This window comes from Arenibaculum pallidiluteum (genome assembly GCF_017355985.1).
GTDB classification, from domain to species: domain Bacteria; phylum Pseudomonadota; class Alphaproteobacteria; order Azospirillales; family Azospirillaceae; genus Arenibaculum; species Arenibaculum pallidiluteum.
Genome location: NZ_JAFIQU010000023.1, coordinates 38,781 through 56,714 on the forward strand (window position 1 = coordinate 38,781; position 17,934 = coordinate 56,714).

At 64.6% G+C, this 17,934-nt stretch carries 16 protein-coding genes and 2 pseudogenes; 10 read left to right on the plus strand and 8 right to left on the minus strand.

What is annotated here, in order from left to right; genetic code table 11:
* Window positions 1-16: 16 nt before the first annotated feature.
* From JUB13_RS28360 to JUB13_RS28380, 5 genes and pseudogenes are all read right to left on the minus strand, one after another.
* Window positions 17-361 carry a hypothetical protein gene (locus JUB13_RS28360; protein WP_207485406.1) on the minus strand — a complete coding sequence of 115 codons (345 nt, stop codon included), beginning with the start codon at window positions 359-361 and terminating at the stop codon, window positions 17-19.
* Window positions 362-488: 127 nt separating this feature from the next.
* On the minus strand, window positions 489-926 hold the full coding sequence (locus JUB13_RS28365) for an EamA family transporter (RefSeq protein WP_207485408.1): 438 nt from the start codon (window positions 924-926) through the stop codon (window positions 489-491).
* An 88-nt stretch (window positions 927-1,014) separates the two neighbouring features.
* On the minus strand, window positions 1,015-2,313 hold the full coding sequence (locus JUB13_RS28370) for an Nramp family divalent metal transporter (protein WP_207485410.1): 1,299 nt from the start codon (window positions 2,311-2,313) through the stop codon (window positions 1,015-1,017).
* A 145-nt stretch (window positions 2,314-2,458) separates the two neighbouring features.
* A pseudogene (locus JUB13_RS28375) lies at window positions 2,459-3,944 on the minus strand (YifB family Mg chelatase-like AAA ATPase).
* 50 nt (window positions 3,945-3,994) lie between these two features.
* Window positions 3,995-4,300, minus strand: a complete 306-nt coding sequence (locus JUB13_RS28380) for a cyclic-phosphate processing receiver domain-containing protein (protein WP_207485415.1) — start codon at window positions 4,298-4,300, stop codon at window positions 3,995-3,997.
* 789 nt (window positions 4,301-5,089) lie between these two features.
* Here JUB13_RS28380 and JUB13_RS28385 point away from each other — a divergent pair.
* The 6 genes from JUB13_RS28385 to JUB13_RS28410 all read left to right on the plus strand — a co-directional run bounded on the left by JUB13_RS28385 (window position 5,090) and on the right by JUB13_RS28410 (window position 10,257).
* The gene (locus JUB13_RS28385; RefSeq protein ID WP_207485417.1) at window positions 5,090-5,350 is read left to right on the plus strand and encodes a helix-turn-helix domain-containing protein; all 261 of its coding nucleotides are present in this window, start codon (window positions 5,090-5,092) and stop codon (window positions 5,348-5,350) included.
* A 195-nt stretch (window positions 5,351-5,545) separates the two neighbouring features.
* The gene (locus tag JUB13_RS28390) at window positions 5,546-5,917 is read left to right on the plus strand and encodes a cold-shock protein (RefSeq protein WP_207485419.1); all 372 of its coding nucleotides are present in this window, start codon (window positions 5,546-5,548) and stop codon (window positions 5,915-5,917) included.
* A gap of 251 nt (window positions 5,918-6,168) precedes the next feature.
* Window positions 6,169-7,095 carry an HNH endonuclease gene (locus JUB13_RS28395; RefSeq protein WP_207485421.1) on the plus strand — a complete coding sequence of 309 codons (927 nt, stop codon included), beginning with the start codon at window positions 6,169-6,171 and terminating at the stop codon, window positions 7,093-7,095.
* Complete coding sequence (locus JUB13_RS32165; protein ID WP_207485423.1) at window positions 7,092-8,849, plus strand: methyltransferase domain-containing protein; 1,758 nt, start codon at window positions 7,092-7,094, stop codon at window positions 8,847-8,849. Before JUB13_RS28395 ends, JUB13_RS32165 begins: the two co-directional genes overlap by 4 nt.
* 277 nt (window positions 8,850-9,126) lie before the next feature.
* Window positions 9,127-9,972: a DNA/RNA non-specific endonuclease gene (locus JUB13_RS28405; protein WP_207485425.1), complete on the plus strand. Its 846-nt coding sequence runs from the start codon at window positions 9,127-9,129 to the stop codon at window positions 9,970-9,972.
* Between the two features lie 12 nt (window positions 9,973-9,984).
* A complete protein-coding gene (locus JUB13_RS28410) occupies window positions 9,985-10,257 on the plus strand; it encodes a hypothetical protein (protein WP_207485427.1) in 273 nt (90 codons plus the stop codon).
* A 76-nt stretch (window positions 10,258-10,333) separates the two neighbouring features.
* On the opposite strand, the gene JUB13_RS28415 is transcribed toward JUB13_RS28410, so the two are convergent.
* Window positions 10,334-10,972 (minus strand): hypothetical protein, encoded by a 639-nt coding sequence (locus JUB13_RS28415; protein ID WP_207485429.1) that lies wholly within the window; start codon window positions 10,970-10,972, stop codon window positions 10,334-10,336.
* Between the two features lie 202 nt (window positions 10,973-11,174).
* Between JUB13_RS28415 and JUB13_RS28420 the strand changes: the two genes are divergently transcribed.
* Window positions 11,175-12,065, plus strand: coding sequence for a 3'-5' exonuclease (locus tag JUB13_RS28420; protein ID WP_207485431.1), 891 nt, complete (start codon window positions 11,175-11,177; stop codon window positions 12,063-12,065).
* Window positions 12,066-12,681: 616 nt separating this feature from the next.
* On the opposite strand, the gene JUB13_RS28425 is transcribed toward JUB13_RS28420, so the two are convergent.
* On the minus strand, window positions 12,682-13,593 hold the full coding sequence (locus JUB13_RS28425) for an SOS response-associated peptidase (RefSeq protein ID WP_207485433.1): 912 nt from the start codon (window positions 13,591-13,593) through the stop codon (window positions 12,682-12,684).
* Between the two features lie 381 nt (window positions 13,594-13,974).
* Here JUB13_RS28425 and JUB13_RS28430 point away from each other — a divergent pair, with 381 nt between their 5' ends.
* Together JUB13_RS28430 and JUB13_RS28435 are read left to right on the plus strand one after the other, a co-directional pair.
* Window positions 13,975-15,282, plus strand: a complete 1,308-nt coding sequence (locus JUB13_RS28430) for a glycosyltransferase family 4 protein (RefSeq protein ID WP_207485434.1) — start codon at window positions 13,975-13,977, stop codon at window positions 15,280-15,282.
* Window positions 15,283-15,352: 70 nt separating this feature from the next.
* Window positions 15,353-15,907, plus strand: coding sequence for a toxin-activating lysine-acyltransferase (locus tag JUB13_RS28435; protein ID WP_207485435.1), 555 nt, complete (start codon window positions 15,353-15,355; stop codon window positions 15,905-15,907).
* 174 nt (window positions 15,908-16,081) lie between these two features.
* On the opposite strand, the pseudogene JUB13_RS28440 reads toward JUB13_RS28435, so the two are convergent.
* Window positions 16,082-16,696: pseudogene (locus tag JUB13_RS28440) on the minus strand (IS5 family transposase); the annotation flags it as partial.
* Between the two features lie 328 nt (window positions 16,697-17,024).
* Here JUB13_RS28440 and JUB13_RS28445 point away from each other — a divergent pair.
* A complete protein-coding gene (locus JUB13_RS28445; protein ID WP_207485436.1) occupies window positions 17,025-17,807 on the plus strand; it encodes a hypothetical protein in 783 nt (260 codons plus the stop codon).
* Window positions 17,808-17,934: the final 127 nt, after the last annotated feature.

A 17,934-nucleotide genomic window follows, 5' to 3' on the forward strand; every position in this document is an offset into this window, starting at 1 on the left:
GAACGCCCTCCGGGGCTCAGGGCTCCTCGGCCAGGACGGTGAAGGCGCCTTCGGGGCAGCGGGGCGCCGCGCGCGGCGCGTTCCCGCGCGGCTCGATCAAGGCCGCCTCCTCGGCCGTGCAGGCGATCGCGAAGGGCTGGTCCGCCGCTGCGTCGGCCCCCGGCATGGAGGTCTCGACCCGCGCCCGTGGCGCCGCCCGGGGCGGCGGCTCGCCGGCGGGCCCGGCCGGCGGCATCACAAACTCCCGCGGCCTGCCTCCGTCCGCGGCGGGCGCGGCCACCGGCGCCGGGCCTGCCAGCAGCGCAGGCAGCGCGGTCGCCACGACGATCGACAGAATGTGCAGCCGGGCGGGGATGGACATGCCGGGGGTCTAGCACGGCCCGCCCGCCCGCCGGGATCCCCGACGACGAGCCTCACCCCAATGCACCGGTCCCGGCGGCCCCTGCCCCGTCCGACCGGTCTCCCGGGTCGGCCCCGGTCGGTCTCCCTCAGCCCCGATGCGCAACCAGCATCGTGCCCAGCGCCACGGCGCCGACGCCGATCCAGTTGACCAGGGACAGCCGCTCGCCCAGCAGCGTCGCGCCGAAGACCGCGACGAGCACCACGCTGAGCTTGTCGATCGGCGCGACCCGCGCGGCGTCGCCCAGGCTCAGCGCCCGGAAGTAGCAGAGCCAGGACGCGCCCGTGGCGAGCCCGGACAGCGCCAGGAAAAGGAGCGTGCGCGGCGGGACGGTTGCGGGCGGCTGCCACTGCCCCGTGCCGGCGACGATCGCGCCCAGGACCAGCACCACCACGACCGTGCGCAGGAAGGTCGCATAGTCCGGGTTCACGCCGGCGACGCCGAGCTTGGCGAGGATCGCGGTCAGGGCGGCGAAGGCTGCGGACAGCAGCGCCCAGGCCTGCCAGGACAGAAGGCTCGTCTTCATGGCGTCTCGGGGTTCTCCGGCGGGCGGCTTTCTCGGGCCGCCATCATGGCGGTCGACGCCCGCCGGGGCCAGGGCCACTCGCGGCGTGTCAGCCGAAGGCGGGGGCGATGGCGCTCCAGAGCTGCTGGATGCCCAGCACCAGGAACAGCAGGGCGGTGATCCCCAGCGCGATGTTGGTGTGCAGCCTGTTCGACCACTCCTTAGGAATGCGCCGGCCGTTGAGCAGCCCCAGCAGGGTGATTGCCAGGAACGGCATGAACAGCGCTCCGAGCGCCCCATAGGCGAGGATCAGGCCGATCGGCCGGTCCAGGAACAGCAGGAGCATCGGCGGGAAGGTCAGCCATATCAGGTAGAACTTGAAATACTTGCCCCCGACCCGGGTGTCCGGGTGGTCCGAGCCGATGCCGCGCATGTTGCCCCAGAAGTCGGCGAACATCAGCGAGACGCCGTTCCACACGCCGATCACGGAGGAGAAGGCGGCGGCCCAAAAGCCGACCAGGAAGGCATTGCCGATCACGGTGCCGTAGCGGTCCTTCAGCACCTCGGCCAGGTCCAGGAGGCCCTCGTCACCGGCGCTCAGGGCGACGCCCGCGGCCTGCACGACCTCGACGCCGACGATCAGCATCGAGATCACGAAGACGCCGGTCAGGACATAGGCCATGGTGTTGTCGATGCGCATGACCCGCATCCACTTCGGCGTGTACCAGCCCTTCTCACGAAGCCAGTAGCCGTAGGCGGCCAGCGTGATCGTGCCGCCGACGCCGCCGGCCAGGGCCAGCGTGTACAGCAGACCGCCCTCCGGGATGATGGGCACGAGGCCGCCGAGCATCTCGGGAAGATTGGGCAGGGCGATCGCCGCCAGGAGGATGATGGTGACGAACATCACCCCCACGAGGACGGCCGTGATCTTCTCGAAGGTCGCGTATCTGTTGAACCAGACCATGACGAAGCCGGCCAGGCCCATCAGGATCGCCCAGACCTTCAGGTCGATTGCCGGGAACAGCGCGGCCAGGGGCAGCGCCGTCGACGACATGGCGGAAGCGCCGTAGACCAAACCCCAGATGATGATGTAGGGCCCGAAGTACCAGGTGGTCCAGCGGCCCAGCGAGCGCCAGCCTTCGAAGATCGTGTAGCCCGTCGCCAGCGTGTAGCGGCCCGCGCCCTCCACCAGGACGATCTTGAGGATCACGCCGACGACGATGGCCCATAGCAGGCCGTAGCCGTACCGCGAACCGGCCGTCAGCGTGGCCACCATGTCGGCCGCGCCGACACCGGTGGCCGCCACGACGAGGCCGGGCCCGATGATCTTCCACCGCGGCTGAACGCCCCTGTCGTCGTCGATCCGCGTCTCGTGACCGAGTTTGCGCCCCTGGTTGTCCTGACTCATCTGCGGGTCCCCTCGCCGTGCCGATGACGTGTCTTCCATGCTCCGACGGAGTGTGAACAGCAGAAGGACCCAGATCGCATGCACGGCGCGGTGGCGGGGCGTCGGCGAAAGGGGGCGACGGCATGCCCGGAGGACTCGCGGAGCCTCAGGCCGTGGGCTCCATGCGCCGGTAGGACAGCGCCTCGGCGACATGGGCGCGGCGCACGCCGCCCCCGCCGTCGAGGTCGGCCAGGGTGCGCGCGACCTTCAGCACGCGATGGTAGCCCCGGGCCGAGAGGCCGAAGCGTTCGGCCGCCTCGACCAGCAGGTGCCTGCCGGGCTCGTCCGGCGTGGCCGCGGCCTCCAGCAGCGCGCCCGACAGCTCGGCATTGCTGCGCGGGGCCGTGGCGCCCTCGCCGGCATCCCGGGCCAGCTCGCGGGCGCGGCCGTGCTGGATCTCGCGGGCCGCCGCGACCCGGGCGGCCACCTCGGCCGTGCCCTCCCCGGCCGCGGGCAGCGACAGGTCGGCGACGGCGACCGCCGGCACGTCCACATGCAGGTCGATGCGGTCCAGCAGCGGGCCGCTGATCTTGGCCTGGTAGTCGACCGCGCATTTCGGCGCCCGCGCGCAGGCGTGGGCCGGGTCGTCCAGATGCCCGCACCGGCAGGGATTCATGGCCGCGACGAGCTGGAAGCGGGCGGGATAGGTCACATGGGCGGCGGCCCGGGCGATGGTGACCGTGCCGGTTTCCAGCGGCTGGCGCAGCGCTTCCAGCGTCTGGCGCGGGAATTCCGGAAGCTCGTCCAGGAACAGCACCCCGCCATGGGCGAGGCTGATCTCGCCGGGCCTGGCCCTCGCGCCGCCGCCGACCAGGGCGGGCAGCGAGGCCCCGTGATGGGGGTCGCGGAAGGGCCGGCGGCGCAGCAGCCGCCCGCCCTCCAGCCGGCCGGCCACGCTGTGGATCATGGAGACCTCCAGCGCCTCGGCGGGCTCCATCGGCGGCAGAAGGCCCGGCAGGCGTTGGGCGAGCATGGACTTGCCGCTGCCCGGCGGGCCGGTCATCAGCAGATTATGGGCACCTGCCGCCGCGACCTCGAGCGCGCGCTTCGCGGTCTCCTGCCCCCGCACGTCGCGCAGGTCCGGAATCCGGCCGGGCGTCTCGGCCAGCTCGGCCTTCGGCGGGGACAGGACCTGCGTTCCCTTGAAATGGTTCACCAGCGCGATCAGCGAGGCCGGCGCCAGCACCTCCAGCCCCTCGCCCGCCCAGGCGGCCTCGGCCCCGCAGGCCGAGGGGCAGATAAGCCCCCGGCCGCGCGCCAACGCGCCGATCGCAGCCGGCAGCACCCCTGCCACCGGCAGGATCGAGCCGTCCAGCGCCAGCTCGCCCAGGGCGGTGTAGCTTGTCATCTCGTCCAGCGGCAGCACGCCCATGGCCGTCAGCAGCCCCAGGGCGATGGGCAGGTCGAAATGGCTGCTTTTCACGTTTAGCGAAACCGTATTCAAGTGCATAGAACCTAGCCTGTACCCGGAGTCCACAGGCGCGCAGCGCCGAGCGGACTGTGCCCAGCCCGCGCGCTTTCGAGCGCGCAGGCGGGCTGGGACAGGAAGCGAGGGGACCTGTGGGCACCCGGGGGCAGGCGGGTCCAGCCACTCCGATTCTTGGCACCGAGCTGGTCCGAGACACTGCGAGCGTCGAGACCTTCAACGCTGCATTCTGATGCTCAAATACGCCCGCAATTTTCCTTCAATCGCTTGCCTCGCCACCAGATTCTGGGAATGAACGTAGAACCCAAAACTCTCGGGCATGTCACCGTGATCGAGATCCCTCTCAATTAAGAAGTCTGCGAATCTCCGGCCCTCGGCCTGACCGTCGCCTAGATCGTTGTCAAAGCTGACGTAGATCGGCCACCCGTGCATCTCGACCCAGGCGATCGCCTCGGCCACAGATCGGACCACGACCCAGCCCGTTCCGACGGGATCGCGCTCATCGTCCAGGAACATCTTCATCGAGTTCCGACCACGATCTTCATGGTTCGTAACGATCTGTGCGCGACTAGGGACATCCATCGAGAGGCAGAACTCGAAGTAGCTGCCTGATGTACTTAAACATATCTGAAAATATCTTGAAAATCGCAAATTATCAACTCTCACTCTTTGATGTCAACTCCCAGAGAACAGCGTTATTGGTTGTGCGTCCAACCTCGCTCGCGATCCCTGTCGCCTCGCAGCGTCGAAGGAAGGAAAGTACCATTAGGCCAAGTCTGTGAAAGTGAGGACCTGAGAGGGTTATTTGTCGTCTGGTGCAGATAGTTTTCGCAAGCTCGGGGGTCGACAGAGGCGTGATGGCACTGCGCAGAATTAGCATCACTTCTTCTTTGATCTCGTGACGCGCCAAATCCCAGTACCGAACGGAAGGAAATGGTTTCGGGGGTGACTGCGATGCCCGTAAGTCAGCGCTGCGGAAAACTCGCATGGCACCTTCAAGACAGACCAGTTCCTGGTCGAGTGCAGCCATTTGCTGTGAAAGCTGTGCCCGGCGCGCGTCGAGTTCCGCGTATTTCTCGGACAGAACGGACATGATCGACCAACAGCGTCCGTCCGTCGGGGACGTCGCTGGTGAGGGCTCAGCGATGGGGTTCGACATGAATTGCTACCCGAGGGTGTCCTTCGAACGTTTGGCAGCCTGCGGACCATTCCGGCTTCCGCCTGGGTGACCAACCAGCCGATCAAGTCTGCCTGCAGGACTTAAGATATATCTTATGGTGAATGCTGCTGCAACGCCGTGCATTCGCATGGATGGACAGCATCGCCATTCAGTTTGGCGCCATTCTTCGTGATCTGCGTACGGCTAAAGGCCTCTCACAGGAGGAGCTGGCGTTCCGCGCCGGAATGAGCTCGCCGTATCTCAGCGACCTCGAACGTGGCCGCTCGAGCCCCTCGCTCGCGATGGTGGTCGACTTGGCGCGTGCCCTAGAGACACACCCCGCCGACATGCTGGCGGACTTGGTCATCGAGGGAACCGCTGAGCTGCCACGACGAAAGCGGCCGAAGGACTGAGGACCCCCATCAGATTTTGATGGGGCCCGGCCTTGCCGGCATAGGCAGGAGCCCTCGGTCTCGCTAATCTCGGCCTCTGCGACAGGTCAGGGCGCAATCTGCCCTCAGATCGCTGCATCGCCGCGCATTCCATGCTGCACAGCTCCAGTTCACCAGCATGCGGCGCGGTTATCCATTTGCCAGCAAGCCAGGTTCATGAACGACCCCATCGAGCAATCCAGAACTCCGATAGGCACAGTCACTCATGCAGACGTCGAAGCCATGGTTCGGTTCTTCGATCCGCAGAAAGGCTTTGGCTTCGTGCAGGTGTCCGACGGCTCGCCGGACGCCTTCCTTCCCGCCTCTGTGCTCGACCTCCGGCAGGATGACCTGCAGGCCGGAGACGTGATCTTCTGTTCCATCGCCGTCGGGGCAAAGGCACCGGAAGTCGTAGCCGTCCACTACGTCGACAGGAACCCGTACGGCAAGGCAGCGGGCTATACGCCCGGCCTCCCGGGTGGGTCTGGTGGTGCTCAGGTCAGGCGGACTGAAGACTCGCAGCGACGCTGGGTCCGTCCGGCGCGGTGACCGCCAAAAGGTGTGTGGCACGCCGTAGCCGATCCGAACGGACTGGCGTAAGTCGTGAATTTATCGGGCCTCGCCTCCGGCACCTCGGCAGTTCTTCGCAATCTTTTGCGAGGCGACTAGCTGCAGTTACGCACAGTGAGCGGTCCTGAAGCCCGAAAGGACACATTTTATGATCATGCCTCCGTGGGCTCTCCCACCTACCGCGGTCTCGTGGCACCATCGCCGGACCTGGATGTGGATGCCTGCCCGCGATGGATGAGCCTGCGCCTGACACAGCTTTGAGGATGGCGGCTTTCGAGCATGTCCGCCGTCTCTCGGAGTCGCATGCATATCTCACGCATACTGATCTTGCGCCGGGGTTCACCCACCGCGGCGAACGCGTCCCGCTGATCAATCCGCAGCGCGGGATATTCAAGCCGCGGCAAGCGCGCTTCCTGCTTTCGATCAAGACCGTATTCCCGAAACCCGGCGGTCGAGTCTGGTACGACGACCAGCGCGATGTGCACCGTCAGATCTATGACGGTGACGAGGCGGTCGAGTACGCTTTCATGGGGCGGAATCCAGAAGCCGCGGATAACCGGTGGCTTCGCGACGCCTATGAGAACCAAGTTCCGCTCATCTACTTCCTCGGAATCGCGCCGGGACGCTACCAAGCGCTACTGCCGACCTTCATCACGGGCTGGGACGCAGTATCGCTGAAGGCCCGCGTGGCCTTCAGTCCTCCGGAGCAGAGATCCTTGGCGCCCCCTGAGACGGTAGCAGAGCGCCGCTACGCCTTGCGCCAGGTGAAGCAACGGCTCCACCAAGCCTCATTTCGCGAAGCCGTCATCACGGCATACCAGGGAAGGTGCGCCCTCTCCGGCCTCCCGGAGCCGCTTCTGCTGGACGCAGCCCACATTGTGTCGGACACGCACGAGCTGTTGGGGCAACCCGTGGTGCGCAACGGCATACCCCTGTCGAAGATCCACCATGCCGCCTTCGACGCGCACCTGATTGGCATCGATCCGGACCTGGGGATCCACGTCTCGCCAAGACTGATGGACCAGAACGACGGCCCAATGCTCGAAGCCCTCAAGCGCCAGCATGGCGGTCGGCTCCGGACGCCGGTCAGGGCGCAGGACATGCCGGATCGCGACAGGCTGGCTATGCGTTTCGAGCGCTTCAAGGCCATCGCGTGACATCAGCCCAGGATATCGTCGCCGCCTATGATCGCCTCGCTAGCCGCCTTGCCGGCAGCTACGAGACCGTGTCCGCCGACGATGTTCTCGCCCCGTTCGTTCCCTTTATCCGGCGCGGCCCGGGGCTCGCCCTCGACATCGGTGCGGGGACCGGGCGTGATGCCGCGTGGTTAGCCTCGTGCGGCTACGACACGGTGGCCGTCGAGCCCTCGGCCGGCATGAGAGCGGAGGCCTGCCGTCTCCGTCCAGACGTGCCGGTGCGATGGGTCGACGATACACTGCCGGATCTGAGAGCCGTCCAACGGCTGGGACTGTCGTTCGATCTCGTGCTGTTGAGTGCCGTATGGATGCATGTTGCCCCAGACGAGCGCCCTCGCGCCTTCAGGAAGATAGCCGCGCTCCTGAAGCCGGGCGGCCTGCTGCTCATGACCTTGCGCAATGGCCCCGGCGATCCCGAGCGCAGGATGTGGCCGGCTCCACTTGGCGAGATCGAGGCCTTGGCACAGGACCACGGGCTGTCCGTCGTCAGGGTGTCCCAGGAGGCCGACTGCCTCGGCAGGTCGGATGTACGCTGGACCTCCGTCTGCCTACGCATGCCCGATGATGGATCGGGCTCACTCGCCCTGCTCCGTGGCATCATTCTCAACGACAGCAAGTCCTCGACCTACAAGCTTGCCTTGCTGCGCGCTGTCGCACGGGTTGCCGACACAGCTTCCGGCCTCGTGTCGGAGGCGCCAGGCGAGGATGCGGTCGAGGTGCCGCTGGGAGCTGTCGCGCTGCATTGGCTGCAGGCTTATCTCCCCCTCCTCACAGCGCGGCTGCCGCAGGCGCCTGGCAACGACGGGCTCCACCGGCTCGGGTTCTGCGGCCCGGGATTCCGCTCGCTGCACCCCCTTGGTGTCATGGCCTCGGACATCCGGATCGGAGCCGTATTCTCCGGCGAGCGCGCCGACGCAGTCGCGACTGCCTTGCGCGAGGCGCGCGACACGATCGCGCGCATGCCGGCCCATCATACCCGCTATCCGAATGGCGGCGGGCAGGTGTTCGTACCGCGCTTGTCTCGGATCGCTCCCGCGAAGGGCGAGCTCGTCCTGGACGCGGCCACGCTGGGCAGCATGGGCAGCTTGCGCGTGCCGGGTCATCTCTGGCGCTCGCTCCAGAGGCTATCGGCATGGGTCGAGCCTGTTCTTGTGGCCGAGTGGGCACGCCTCGTGCGCGGCTACGGCGAACGGATGGGACGGCCTGTTGCGCCAGGCGAAGTCGAATCGGCGCTGACCTGGCAAGACCCGGTGCGTGACACAGGGTTGGCCAAGTTGGCAGCCCGGCGCATCACCAGGTCAGGCCGGCCCCTCGCCTGCGTCTGGTCCGGGGATGTCGTTCCAATGTCCGCATTGGATATCGACCACTGTCTTCCTTGGTCCGCTTGGCCATGCGGCGACCTGTGGAACCTGCTTCCTGCCAGCCGTCGAGTTAACCAGCGTCAGAAGCGGGACCGATTGCCGTCCGCTCGCGCGCTGGCCGAGGCGAGATCTCGAGTCGTCGCATGGTGGCAGGACGCATGGCTCGCGGATTCCGGTCTCCAAGCGCGGTTTCGACGGGAGGCCTCGGCGGCGCTGCCACTCGCCGGCGCGGCAACGGCAGAGGAGGTGTTCTCGGGCCTCGAGTGGCGGCGCCTCAGGCTGGCTCAGGACCAGCAGGTGCCGGAATGGAACGGCCTTCGAGGCGGCGCTGATTCGCCGAACAGCGTTTCATGAAAGGCACATTGCTCGTCGCTTCCCCGCCGTAGGGAGGAGCTCTCCAGTCCTCAATCCTGCGCGGTCATCGGCACAACGGCCGTGCTTGGTGTGGACCAGGAGACACTGGATCCTGCTCAGTGACATGCCGCCGTCGGCGCAGGTCGCACCATCACGATCGGAAGCGATCACGCAATGGGATACGGTTAGCAGGTGAGGGAGAACGGCACGGACCGACACCAGGCGCGCCCCGTGCTGGCCTTGTACCTGTTTCGAAGTTTCTGCGGGAGGCGCCCTCGTGAAGACCTTGCTTGCGGCGAGCCTGATTGCCCTGATCCTCGTCGGCCAGCCGGCCAATGCCGCAGATGCCGCGTGTCCGCAACATTTCCATGGCTCCTCGGCCCCCGAGATCGCTAATCCGAAACTCGCTCCCAAGACGCGTTTGCTGTGCTTCAGGGCCTTCGCGGTCCTGCATTCCGGGCTGACCCGGACACCGCTTTGGGTGGCGGAGCGATTGACCCACTCCGGCCTGCAGCGGGCCGCCGATACGCCGCGGGAGGACAGCTTTCATCCGGAAGCCCGATTGCCTGCGGACGAGCGAGCCGAACTCGCCGACTATGCCCGATCGGGGTTCGATCGCGGGCATCTCGCGCCGGCGGCCGACATGCCGAGCAAGCCTGCGCAGGCCGAGAGCTTTTCCCTCGCCAACATGGTTCCCCAGGACCCGCAGTCGAACCGGGGGGTATGGGCCGGCATCGAAGCCGTCGCACGCGATTTGGCTCGGGACGGCGGCGAAGCCTTTGTCGTCAGCGGCGCCCTCTTCGAGGGTGAGACGCTGCGGCGCATCAACGAGCGGGTCTTCGTACCAACGCGGCTGTGGAAGGCCATTTATGTGCCAAGGACGGGATTGGCTGGGGCCTACGTCGTTGAGAACGGACCCGTGCAGGAGTGGCGCGAGGTTTCCATCAAGGAGTTAAGCACGATTGCTGGCATCAACCCGTTTCCTGCCCTCCAGGGCAGCGCCCGAACTCGGGTTGTGGATCTTCCCGACCCGCGGCTGCCGGGCGAGCGCCGGCGCGGCAAAACCCCTCAGGATGGGCCCGAGGGGATCCTCAAGGGGTTGATCGAGCAGCTGACCCGTTGAGCTGGAGCTCTCATGGCGAAGAAGAAGTCCGGATCCGCCTTCAGACCGTTCGCGAACGAGAACCAGACGCTGACCCTGGGGGACCTCAATGTGGAGAACCGAGAAGACCGCGTCGCGGTCTTCGGCTCGGTCGACCTGACTCGCGACCGCAAAGGGTTGGAGAAGGCCAGGGCTCTCAAGGCTGTGATCGACGCGGTGGTCACAACGCTTGAGGCGGATGCGGAGCTGCCTGACGGCGTCGCGCCGCCGAAGCCTCCCGGCACTGCAGTGAACCCCTTCGGTTGAGCCGCATCTGCGGCCGTTCAGGCTTCCGTGTCCGGGTGTTCGTGCGCCCGCTGTGCACCACCAGGGGCGTCCGCGCCTACCAGTCACCAGGACCATCCTGGTTGTACTCGTTGCGGCGGCGTTGCTGCCTCTGGGCCGTCCAGGCCTTCGTCCCCTCGGGATCCGCGGCAATCCGCTGCCAGTGCTCCCTTGCTGCGACATAGGAAGGCGAGGCCGCTGCGAGGGCCGCCTCGAGAGCTCCGTACCGCCAGAGCCTCCCGTCCAGGAGCGAGACAAGGCTGGGGTTCGGGGCCATTCGACTGTCCAGGTCGGTCCTGAGCAGTCGGGAGACGGCCTCAGCCTCTTCCGCTGGGCCGAGCTCATCCGCCAACACGCCCAGCGCGATCGCCGCCGAACGGCTGCGGCCCTTCTCGCAGTGGATGGCGAGGCAAGCGTCGGGCTGGTCGGCACGCAGCCTCCGCACGAAATCGAGCGCCTGTGCGGCCTGTTCGTCCGGCGGCCCGGTCTGGCGTCCCAGCTCAGGTACGCCGATGTCGTCAAAGCGCAGGACCAGGATTGCCTCCACATCACCAAGCACGGCCTGTGCGACCGCAGCATCCAGCTCACGCGAGGGCGCGCGCGACGAGGTGCTGCGGATCGAGATCAGTGCGTCTGTGCCACAGGCGGCGCCGGTTTCGATCTCGGCCCGCGAGAAGACCCGCACCGTCAACGGCATCTGGTATAGCCCTGTGGCTTGGGGGTCATGGATGGGAGAGGCTCTTGCTGCGGATCACGGTGGGGCCGAACGGTATGACGGGGCAGGACTGCATCCCGGCGATGGTCATCGGAACGCACGCCGCCAGCAGGTGGAACCACAAGGTTCCTCCGCGCTCTGCGTTGCCTGGCACGATCCAGACGGTTGTATGGCAGGGCTGACCATGGGAGTCGATCTCGAGTCGGCGGCGGCTCTGCTCGAGGCGAGCGATCGCTATGTCGTCCTGCGCAAATTCGAGCCACGGCCGCGCTATCACGAGCACGACGGCTGTGCGACCCGCATCGGCCTGGTCGTCGACACCGAAACGACGGGCCTCAGCGCCGACGATCCGATCATCCAGCTCGCAGTGGTCAAGTTCCGGTACGGGGTCGAATGCGGACGGGTGTTCGAGGCCCTCGGCAGCTGGTCATGGTATGAGGACCCAGGCCGGCCAATCCCGCCCGATGTGACGAAGCTGACCGGCATCACCGATGACATCGTCCACGGGCAGCGCATTGATGATGGCGCAGTCGAGTCGATCCTGATCGACAGCTCGCTGGTCAGCGCCCACAACGCCGCCTTTGACCGGCCGAGGCTTGAAGAGCGCATTCCGGGCTTCGCGAACAAGCCCTGGGCCTGCTCGCATGCCGAGATCGCATGGGCGGACGAGGGCGTGGCCTCTACGAAGCTGGACTATCTCGCCTACCGACTCGGCTTCTTCTATGCGGCGCATCGGGCCGAGGACGACTGCCTCGCGCTCCTGCACATGCTGGCCCAGCCGCTCCCGGAAACCGGGCACCTTGCGCTCTCCGCCCTGCTCGAGCAGGCACGATGCCGAACAGCACGAGTCTGGGCGATCGGCAGCGCCTTCGAGCACCGCGAGATGCTGAAGGCCCGCGGCTATCGCTGGTGCGATGGCCAGCGTGGCCGGGTCAAGAGCTGGTACCGTGACGTTCCCGAGGTGGAAGCCGAGGCCGAGCTGGATTGGCTGGCGACCGAGGCACACTGCGAGTTAGGCCGCTTCGTCTCGATGTCCGCGCTCACCCGCCACAGCGAGCGCGCCTTCCTGCTCTGATCATTGCAGGGCGTATCCTCGGTCGATTGGCGTTCCGCACTCGCCGATTGCCGCGCTGATCGGCCGCCAAGTGGCTGCGCCCGCGCAGTCGCCCTGCTCGAGCGGATCATCCGCGCGCATCGCCGCATGCTGGGTAACGTCGTCTCCGTGCTGCCGAATCGGGAGTGCCGCGGCGCGGTGGCTGATCATACCGCATGGTATCGAGGCCACCATGGCGACTTTCGGCCGGCATTTCCCGTGCCATGCCGGTGGTTCTGTCGCGAATCCTTCTCATGACTCGACACGTAAAAGTGGTGAGGATAGCGTATCGGACAAAACAGGGAGGGTTGATCATGAAACGTCTGTTGCTCTGCCTGGCGCTTGTCGCCACGGCTATGCCCGCCTTGGCGGATTCCTATGTCAGGGGGTACACGCGCCGCGACGGCACCTATGTCCAGCCGCACGTGCGATCCTCGCCGAACGGCACGACGCTCGATAATTGGACAACGCGGGGCAACGTGAACCCCTACACCGGTCAGCCGGGCACTCGCAGCCCGGCATACCAGGCGCCGTCGCGCGGCACTCCGTACATGAACCCCTATGGAACACAGCGCCCCTGCTACGGGCTGGGTTGCAACTAAGCCGAGTTGAGCCGCTCGATCAGATCCGGCCGGTCATTCCGCACGTTGCCGACGTCCCTGTGCACTGGCCAGGCAGTCATTGCCTCGGCTGGATAGGGTTTGAGCAGCGCGGCGAGCTCGTCCGGGCTCGCCTCCTCCTCGCCGAGCCACTGGCCCCACGCGTCTGGTGGCAGGATCGCAGGCATGCGGTCGTGGATCGGCGCGGCAACCGCGTTCGGCTCACCCGTGATGATCGTGTAGGTGTGCTCCCACAGCTGGGTCGCCGGGTTCTTCCAGCCTTCCCAGAGGCCCGCGAACGCGAAGAGCGACTGGTCCGCCATGGCGATGGCGTAGGGCTGCTTGGTCTTGGCGTCGAGCTTCTTCCACTCGTAGAAGGCGTCCGTTGGCACCAGGCAGCGCCGCTTGGCGAAAGCGGTCTTGAAGGCGCCCGAGGTGCGGACGGTCTCCTGCCGGGCGTTGATCATCCGGCTGTCGATGGTGGGGTCCTTGGCCCAGGACGGCACCAACCCCCAGCGCAGCAGGTCGAGGCGCCGCTCCTTGGTCTCCGAGTTGAATCGGATGACCGGGAGCTGCTGCAGGGGCGCCGCATTATATCGAGGCTCGAAGTTTGGTAGCGATCCGGTGACGCCGAAGCGCTCGGCAATCAGCGACGGGGAGCTGTGAATCGTGTAGCGGCCACACATGCCAGGACCATAACCCAGATTTGCCGGCGCCGCTTCCACTCCGAAGTTACGCGGCGGGCCAATGCGGAACTCGGCGAAGGGCTGGCCCCGCATGTCGCGGATGATCTCGTTCGCGGCGCTGTAGAGCGGCATCATCGCGCTGCCGCCGAAGGCCTGCAGCAGGGCCCGTACCTTCTCTTCCGGCACGCCACTTCGCCTGAGGAGCTCGGCCGTGAGCTTGCTCACCACGTCCACCCGCCATCCCAAGGACCGATCTCGATCCTCTCGCCCATCCGCTTCCATCGCCACCCCCCAAACAACCGAACAAACCTAGAACACGCCATGACGGGGAGTCGAGGGCTAGGCGCCACAAGGGCTCAACTGCTGGTGATCTTCGGCTGTGCTGGGGGAACTCCGCGATCTCCATAATCGGCCGTGGAGGCGTTGTACCAGTGGCGCCGGAGCAGCACGGCGGTCGTCCGATCAGCCTTCAGCCCGACAAGTGATGGCACGAGGCTGTTAGTGAATAATTTTGCATTAAGGCTTCATTTATGGCTTATGGGGTGGACTGGCGCAGGCAATGCCCAGCCTAGGGCTCGGCGAGGCTGGGGCAGACGGACAGCCAGGATGCGGATCGTTTTCATCCACCAGAATATGCCCGGTCAGTTCAAGCACCTGGCGCGTCATCTGGCGGCCGACGCTGACAACGAAGTCGTCTTTCTGACACGACGGCGTGACGTGGACATTCCTGGCGTGCGGCGAATCACCTACGCGCCCCGGCGTGAGCCCGCTCGCAGCACGCACCGCTATCTTGTCGGTACCGAAAGAGCCGTTCTGCACGGGCAGCAGGTCGCGCGGGTGCTGGGTGAGTTGAAGGCGGAGGGATTTCTGCCGGACATCATTTACGCTCACCCCGGTTGGGGTGAAGCATTGTTCATCAAGGATGTCTTCCCACAGGTTCCGCTGCTAGGGTTCTTCGAGTTCTATTATTCCAGTATGGGCGCCGATCTGGGATTCGACCCGGCATCGCCAGCGAGTTTAAACGACTCCTGTAGGGTGCGCGTAAAGAACATCACAAACCTTCTGAGCCTGGAGGCAGTGGATGCTGGAATTTCTCCCACGGGCTGGCAGGCCAGTCGGTACCCAAAGGAGTATCGTTACAAGCTCTCAGTGATATTCGACGGGATCGATACCAATGTTTGCCTCCCGAATGATGACACGTGCCTCATTCTGCCGAGCGGGCGAGTGCTGACGAAGCGTGACGAGGTTGTAACCTATGTGTCGCGAAGCTTAGAACCGTACCGAGGTTTTCCGCAGTTCATGCGTGCGGTGGATATCCTATGCCGCGAGCGATCAAACGCGCAATTCGTCGTAATCGGCGCTGACACGGTCAGCTACGGACAGCCGGCGCCAGCAGGCAAGACGTACCGTGAGTTGGCGCTCGCTGAAGTCGAAATCGACCCGGAGCGTGTGCATTTCCTGGGCCGCGTACCCTATTCGACATACTTGGAAGCCCTCCGCGTCTCATCGGCGCACGTGTACCTGACCTATCCCTTTGTCCTGTCCTGGTCGATGCTGGAGGCCATGGCATGCGGTTGCACCGTGGTAGGCTCGCGCACGGCACCGGTCGAGGAGGTGATCGAGGACGGAGTGAATGGCTGGCTGGTCGACTTCTTCGATTCCCGTGCAATCGCAGACCGTGTCATTGCGGTTCTTGATAGCAGAACTGGCCCACCTAGCCTGAGCCTGGCCGCTCGCGAGACCGTGATGGTCCGCTACGAACTCAGTCGTTGCCTCGCCGCTCAGCTCGGGCTCATCGCGGCACTCATCGATGGCTGGCGACCTCGTCCGGACGGATTGTCTTGGAACCACCACGGTGCCGGCGTGCATGCGCCGCGGTCTCGGATCCCGGATCTTGCGGCCGCGCGGGTATGAGCCCGTCTATTCTGCCGTCCGGGACCTATCTGGGGACGTGCAGGCGCTAGGCAACTTAAGAAGGAGATCCATGCGTGTTGAAGATCAATACCCTGCAGAGAACACTGATGGCCGCCGATGGGGAGTGCCGCGCATGACCTCAGGAAAGAAGCCCGAAGGCGTGCAGGGTCCTGGCATTAAGCCAACTCCCGCGCCACAGGCAGGCCACATTGGTGGCCAGACCACGCTGGCTGGTATCTTCGGCGAGATCGTTTGGCTCCTGTCGCAGTCCAGCGGCCACAAGTTCCTGTTCATCGCCGACCTTGAATGGTTCCTGATGCCGGCGCTGATGCTGGGTCAGTTCCGCACCTTTCGCGATGGCGAGCGTATCGTCGGCCTAGCGATGTGGGCGCACCTGTCGGAGGAGGTCGAGGCACGGGTGAACCAAGGTATCGTCAAGCTGGCGCCGAGCGACTGGAAATCGGGCGACCGCACTTGGCTGGTCGAACTCATCACGCCATTCGGTGGCGTCGAGGCAATGATCGAGGATCTGCGCAAGACGGCGTTGAAGGGCCACAGCTTCAGCTTTCATGTGACCGGGCCTGATGGACAACGCCAGATCCGCACGCTGCCGGTCGAGGGGTGAACCTGCTGGCGCGCTCTTGGTCCTCGCGGGACGGGTCGCCGACGGCACGCGCAGCCACACATCCCGTCGAGAATATCGATCTGGAATTTATGGTCACGCTGATCAGAGTGCACGCTCAAATGGCTCGGCTGTGGTAGGTGCTGTTCTGGGCGCGGTTTAGAGCGCCTAACAGAATCATCTCTGGACGAAGCGCCAGCAGATGAGGCTGGCAGCGATGTGATGGAATGCTCTGAAGGTGTCGGCGCGCCGCTCGTAGCGGACAGCGATGCGGCGGACGCGGGCGAACCAAGCCAGTGTGCGCGCGACCACCCTTCGGTCTCGGCTCAGGCGCTCGCTGCTCTCGATGCCGCGCCGGGCGATCCGGGGGATGATGGCGCGTCGGCGCAGCGCCCAACGGCGGCGCGCATAGTCATAGCCCTTGTCGGCGTGGAGCTTGGCGGGCCTTCGGCGCGGCCGACCGACACACTGGCGGATCGGCGGCATGGCATCGACGAGATCCTCCAGGAGCAGGCTGTCGTGGCGGTTCGCCGGGGAGACCTTCAGGGCGAGCGGAATGCCGTCGGCAGCGACAAGGAGGTGGCGCTTCGAGCCCGTCTTGCCACGGTCCGTCGGGTTCGGACCGGTCTCCTCGCCCCCCCTTTTGGCAGGAACGCTGGAGCTGTCCACCGCAGCAGGCGACCAGACGATCGCGTTGGCCCAGCCGAGCCGGTCGAGCAGGATACGGTGCAGGCGCTCCCACACGCCGGCCTGCTGCCATTCGTGGAGCCGACGCTAGCACGTCATGCCCGATACGCCGTCACTTGTTGGCGAACAAGCACGGCTGGCGCTGATCGAGGCCCGGTCGACCAGCTCCCAAACATTCTTCGACGCGACCCCATCAGCCTAGGCGCTTGCATCCACGCACTTTAATTTGTCATTAACAGTAATATAAAATAGAATTATCGGCTTCTGCGGTGTATGATGACCGCTAGGTTAATGTTGTGGATCGCATGGTTGGCGGATGCATGAAACCCATGTGACCAACGGTGGAGCAATCGGCTCACCGAATGTTCGCGATGCGTCCTGTAATCCGGCTGTGTGACCGATTGAAATGCAGTCATGAGAACAAGGTGCCTCCATGCGTATCCTGCTCTGTGCACCGTTACTGCGCGTAACGATTATAATATACATTATTTCCTTGGCTTTTTCATCGAGGTTAGTACTTGCAGACATCGTGGCATTCGAGCTCCTCGACTATGATCTCCACTATGCCTACACAAAAGACGGCAAGGATTACATAAAGGCGAAGCGGTACGGCATCCCATTAGATGACTATTACTCTATTGCTGTTAACGAATCAAGTATTGAACCCTTTAAAGAGGGGGCGGATCTATCTGGAATACGAATCGCCTCACCAGAATTCTCTTACCAGCTTTCGGTGCAGGATAGTCTCCATCTTGATTACCCATATGGAAGCTCCTGTGCAGTCGGGTTTGGGCCGATTCTTACCCTAAGGAGCGGAGATCACATATCAAAATGGATGGCCTTTGAGAAGGCACCAGTGAAAGAAATAACGAACGAACTATGCGATATTACTCTTGGAATTTCCGATATTGAGTTGTCCTATTCTCCGATCGGTATGACGTTATTTGTACTGCCCAACGGAAACGTCGTTATTCCAATATTGAACACTTACCTACTAGCTCGCAGCGGTGGGGCGACCGCTATCAAGGATTTGTCCATATCTAATGAACGACTCCTGCTAATACCTGCAGATGAGATTCTTGAGCGATTTAATCGTGAGGTTAAGCAGCACGTCGGAGAGCGTGACACGGTGCACCGGTATTTGAGCTTTATTCAGGAGCTTCAAGGGCATCTTCGCCGTATTGACCATTCTGTTAAATTGGAAACTAAGCCATGAGCGGCCCTAAGCATATTACCCTCGCGATCCGCAATGTCGAGGGCGGAGGCTACCATATTAGCGCTGCCGGCAAGGACGATAGCGGCTATTCCTTCGGGCCAACTCAGGGTGATTTAAGAAAGAATCG

What these genes read in the sequence shown, in the direction of transcription:
- JUB13_RS28360 (WP_207485406.1), bottom strand. Translation starts at nt 361, where the DNA reads ATGTCCATCCCCGCCCGGCTGCACATTCTGTCGATCGTCGTGGCGACC.
- JUB13_RS28365 (WP_207485408.1), bottom strand. Translation starts at nt 926, where the DNA reads ATGAAGACGAGCCTTCTGTCCTGGCAGGCCTGGGCGCTGCTGTCCGCA.
- JUB13_RS28370 (WP_207485410.1), bottom strand. Translation starts at nt 2,313, where the DNA reads ATGAGTCAGGACAACCAGGGGCGCAAACTCGGTCACGAGACGCGGATC.
- JUB13_RS28380 (WP_207485415.1), bottom strand. Translation starts at nt 4,300, where the DNA reads ATGAAGATGTTCCTGGACGATGAGCGCGATCCCGTCGGAACGGGCTGG.
- JUB13_RS28385 (WP_207485417.1), top strand. Translation starts at nt 5,090, where the DNA reads ATGGACAGCATCGCCATTCAGTTTGGCGCCATTCTTCGTGATCTGCGT.
- JUB13_RS28390 (WP_207485419.1), top strand. Translation starts at nt 5,546, where the DNA reads ATGAACGACCCCATCGAGCAATCCAGAACTCCGATAGGCACAGTCACT.
- JUB13_RS28395 (WP_207485421.1), top strand. Translation starts at nt 6,169, where the DNA reads ATGGATGAGCCTGCGCCTGACACAGCTTTGAGGATGGCGGCTTTCGAG.
- JUB13_RS28410 (WP_207485427.1), top strand. Translation starts at nt 9,985, where the DNA reads ATGGCGAAGAAGAAGTCCGGATCCGCCTTCAGACCGTTCGCGAACGAG.
- JUB13_RS28415 (WP_207485429.1), bottom strand. Translation starts at nt 10,972, where the DNA reads ATGCCGTTGACGGTGCGGGTCTTCTCGCGGGCCGAGATCGAAACCGGC.
- JUB13_RS28420 (WP_207485431.1), top strand. Translation starts at nt 11,175, where the DNA reads ATGGGAGTCGATCTCGAGTCGGCGGCGGCTCTGCTCGAGGCGAGCGAT.
- JUB13_RS28430 (WP_207485434.1), top strand. Translation starts at nt 13,975, where the DNA reads ATGCGGATCGTTTTCATCCACCAGAATATGCCCGGTCAGTTCAAGCAC.
- JUB13_RS28435 (WP_207485435.1), top strand. Translation starts at nt 15,353, where the DNA reads ATGCGTGTTGAAGATCAATACCCTGCAGAGAACACTGATGGCCGCCGA.
- JUB13_RS28445 (WP_207485436.1), top strand. Translation starts at nt 17,025, where the DNA reads ATGCGTATCCTGCTCTGTGCACCGTTACTGCGCGTAACGATTATAATA.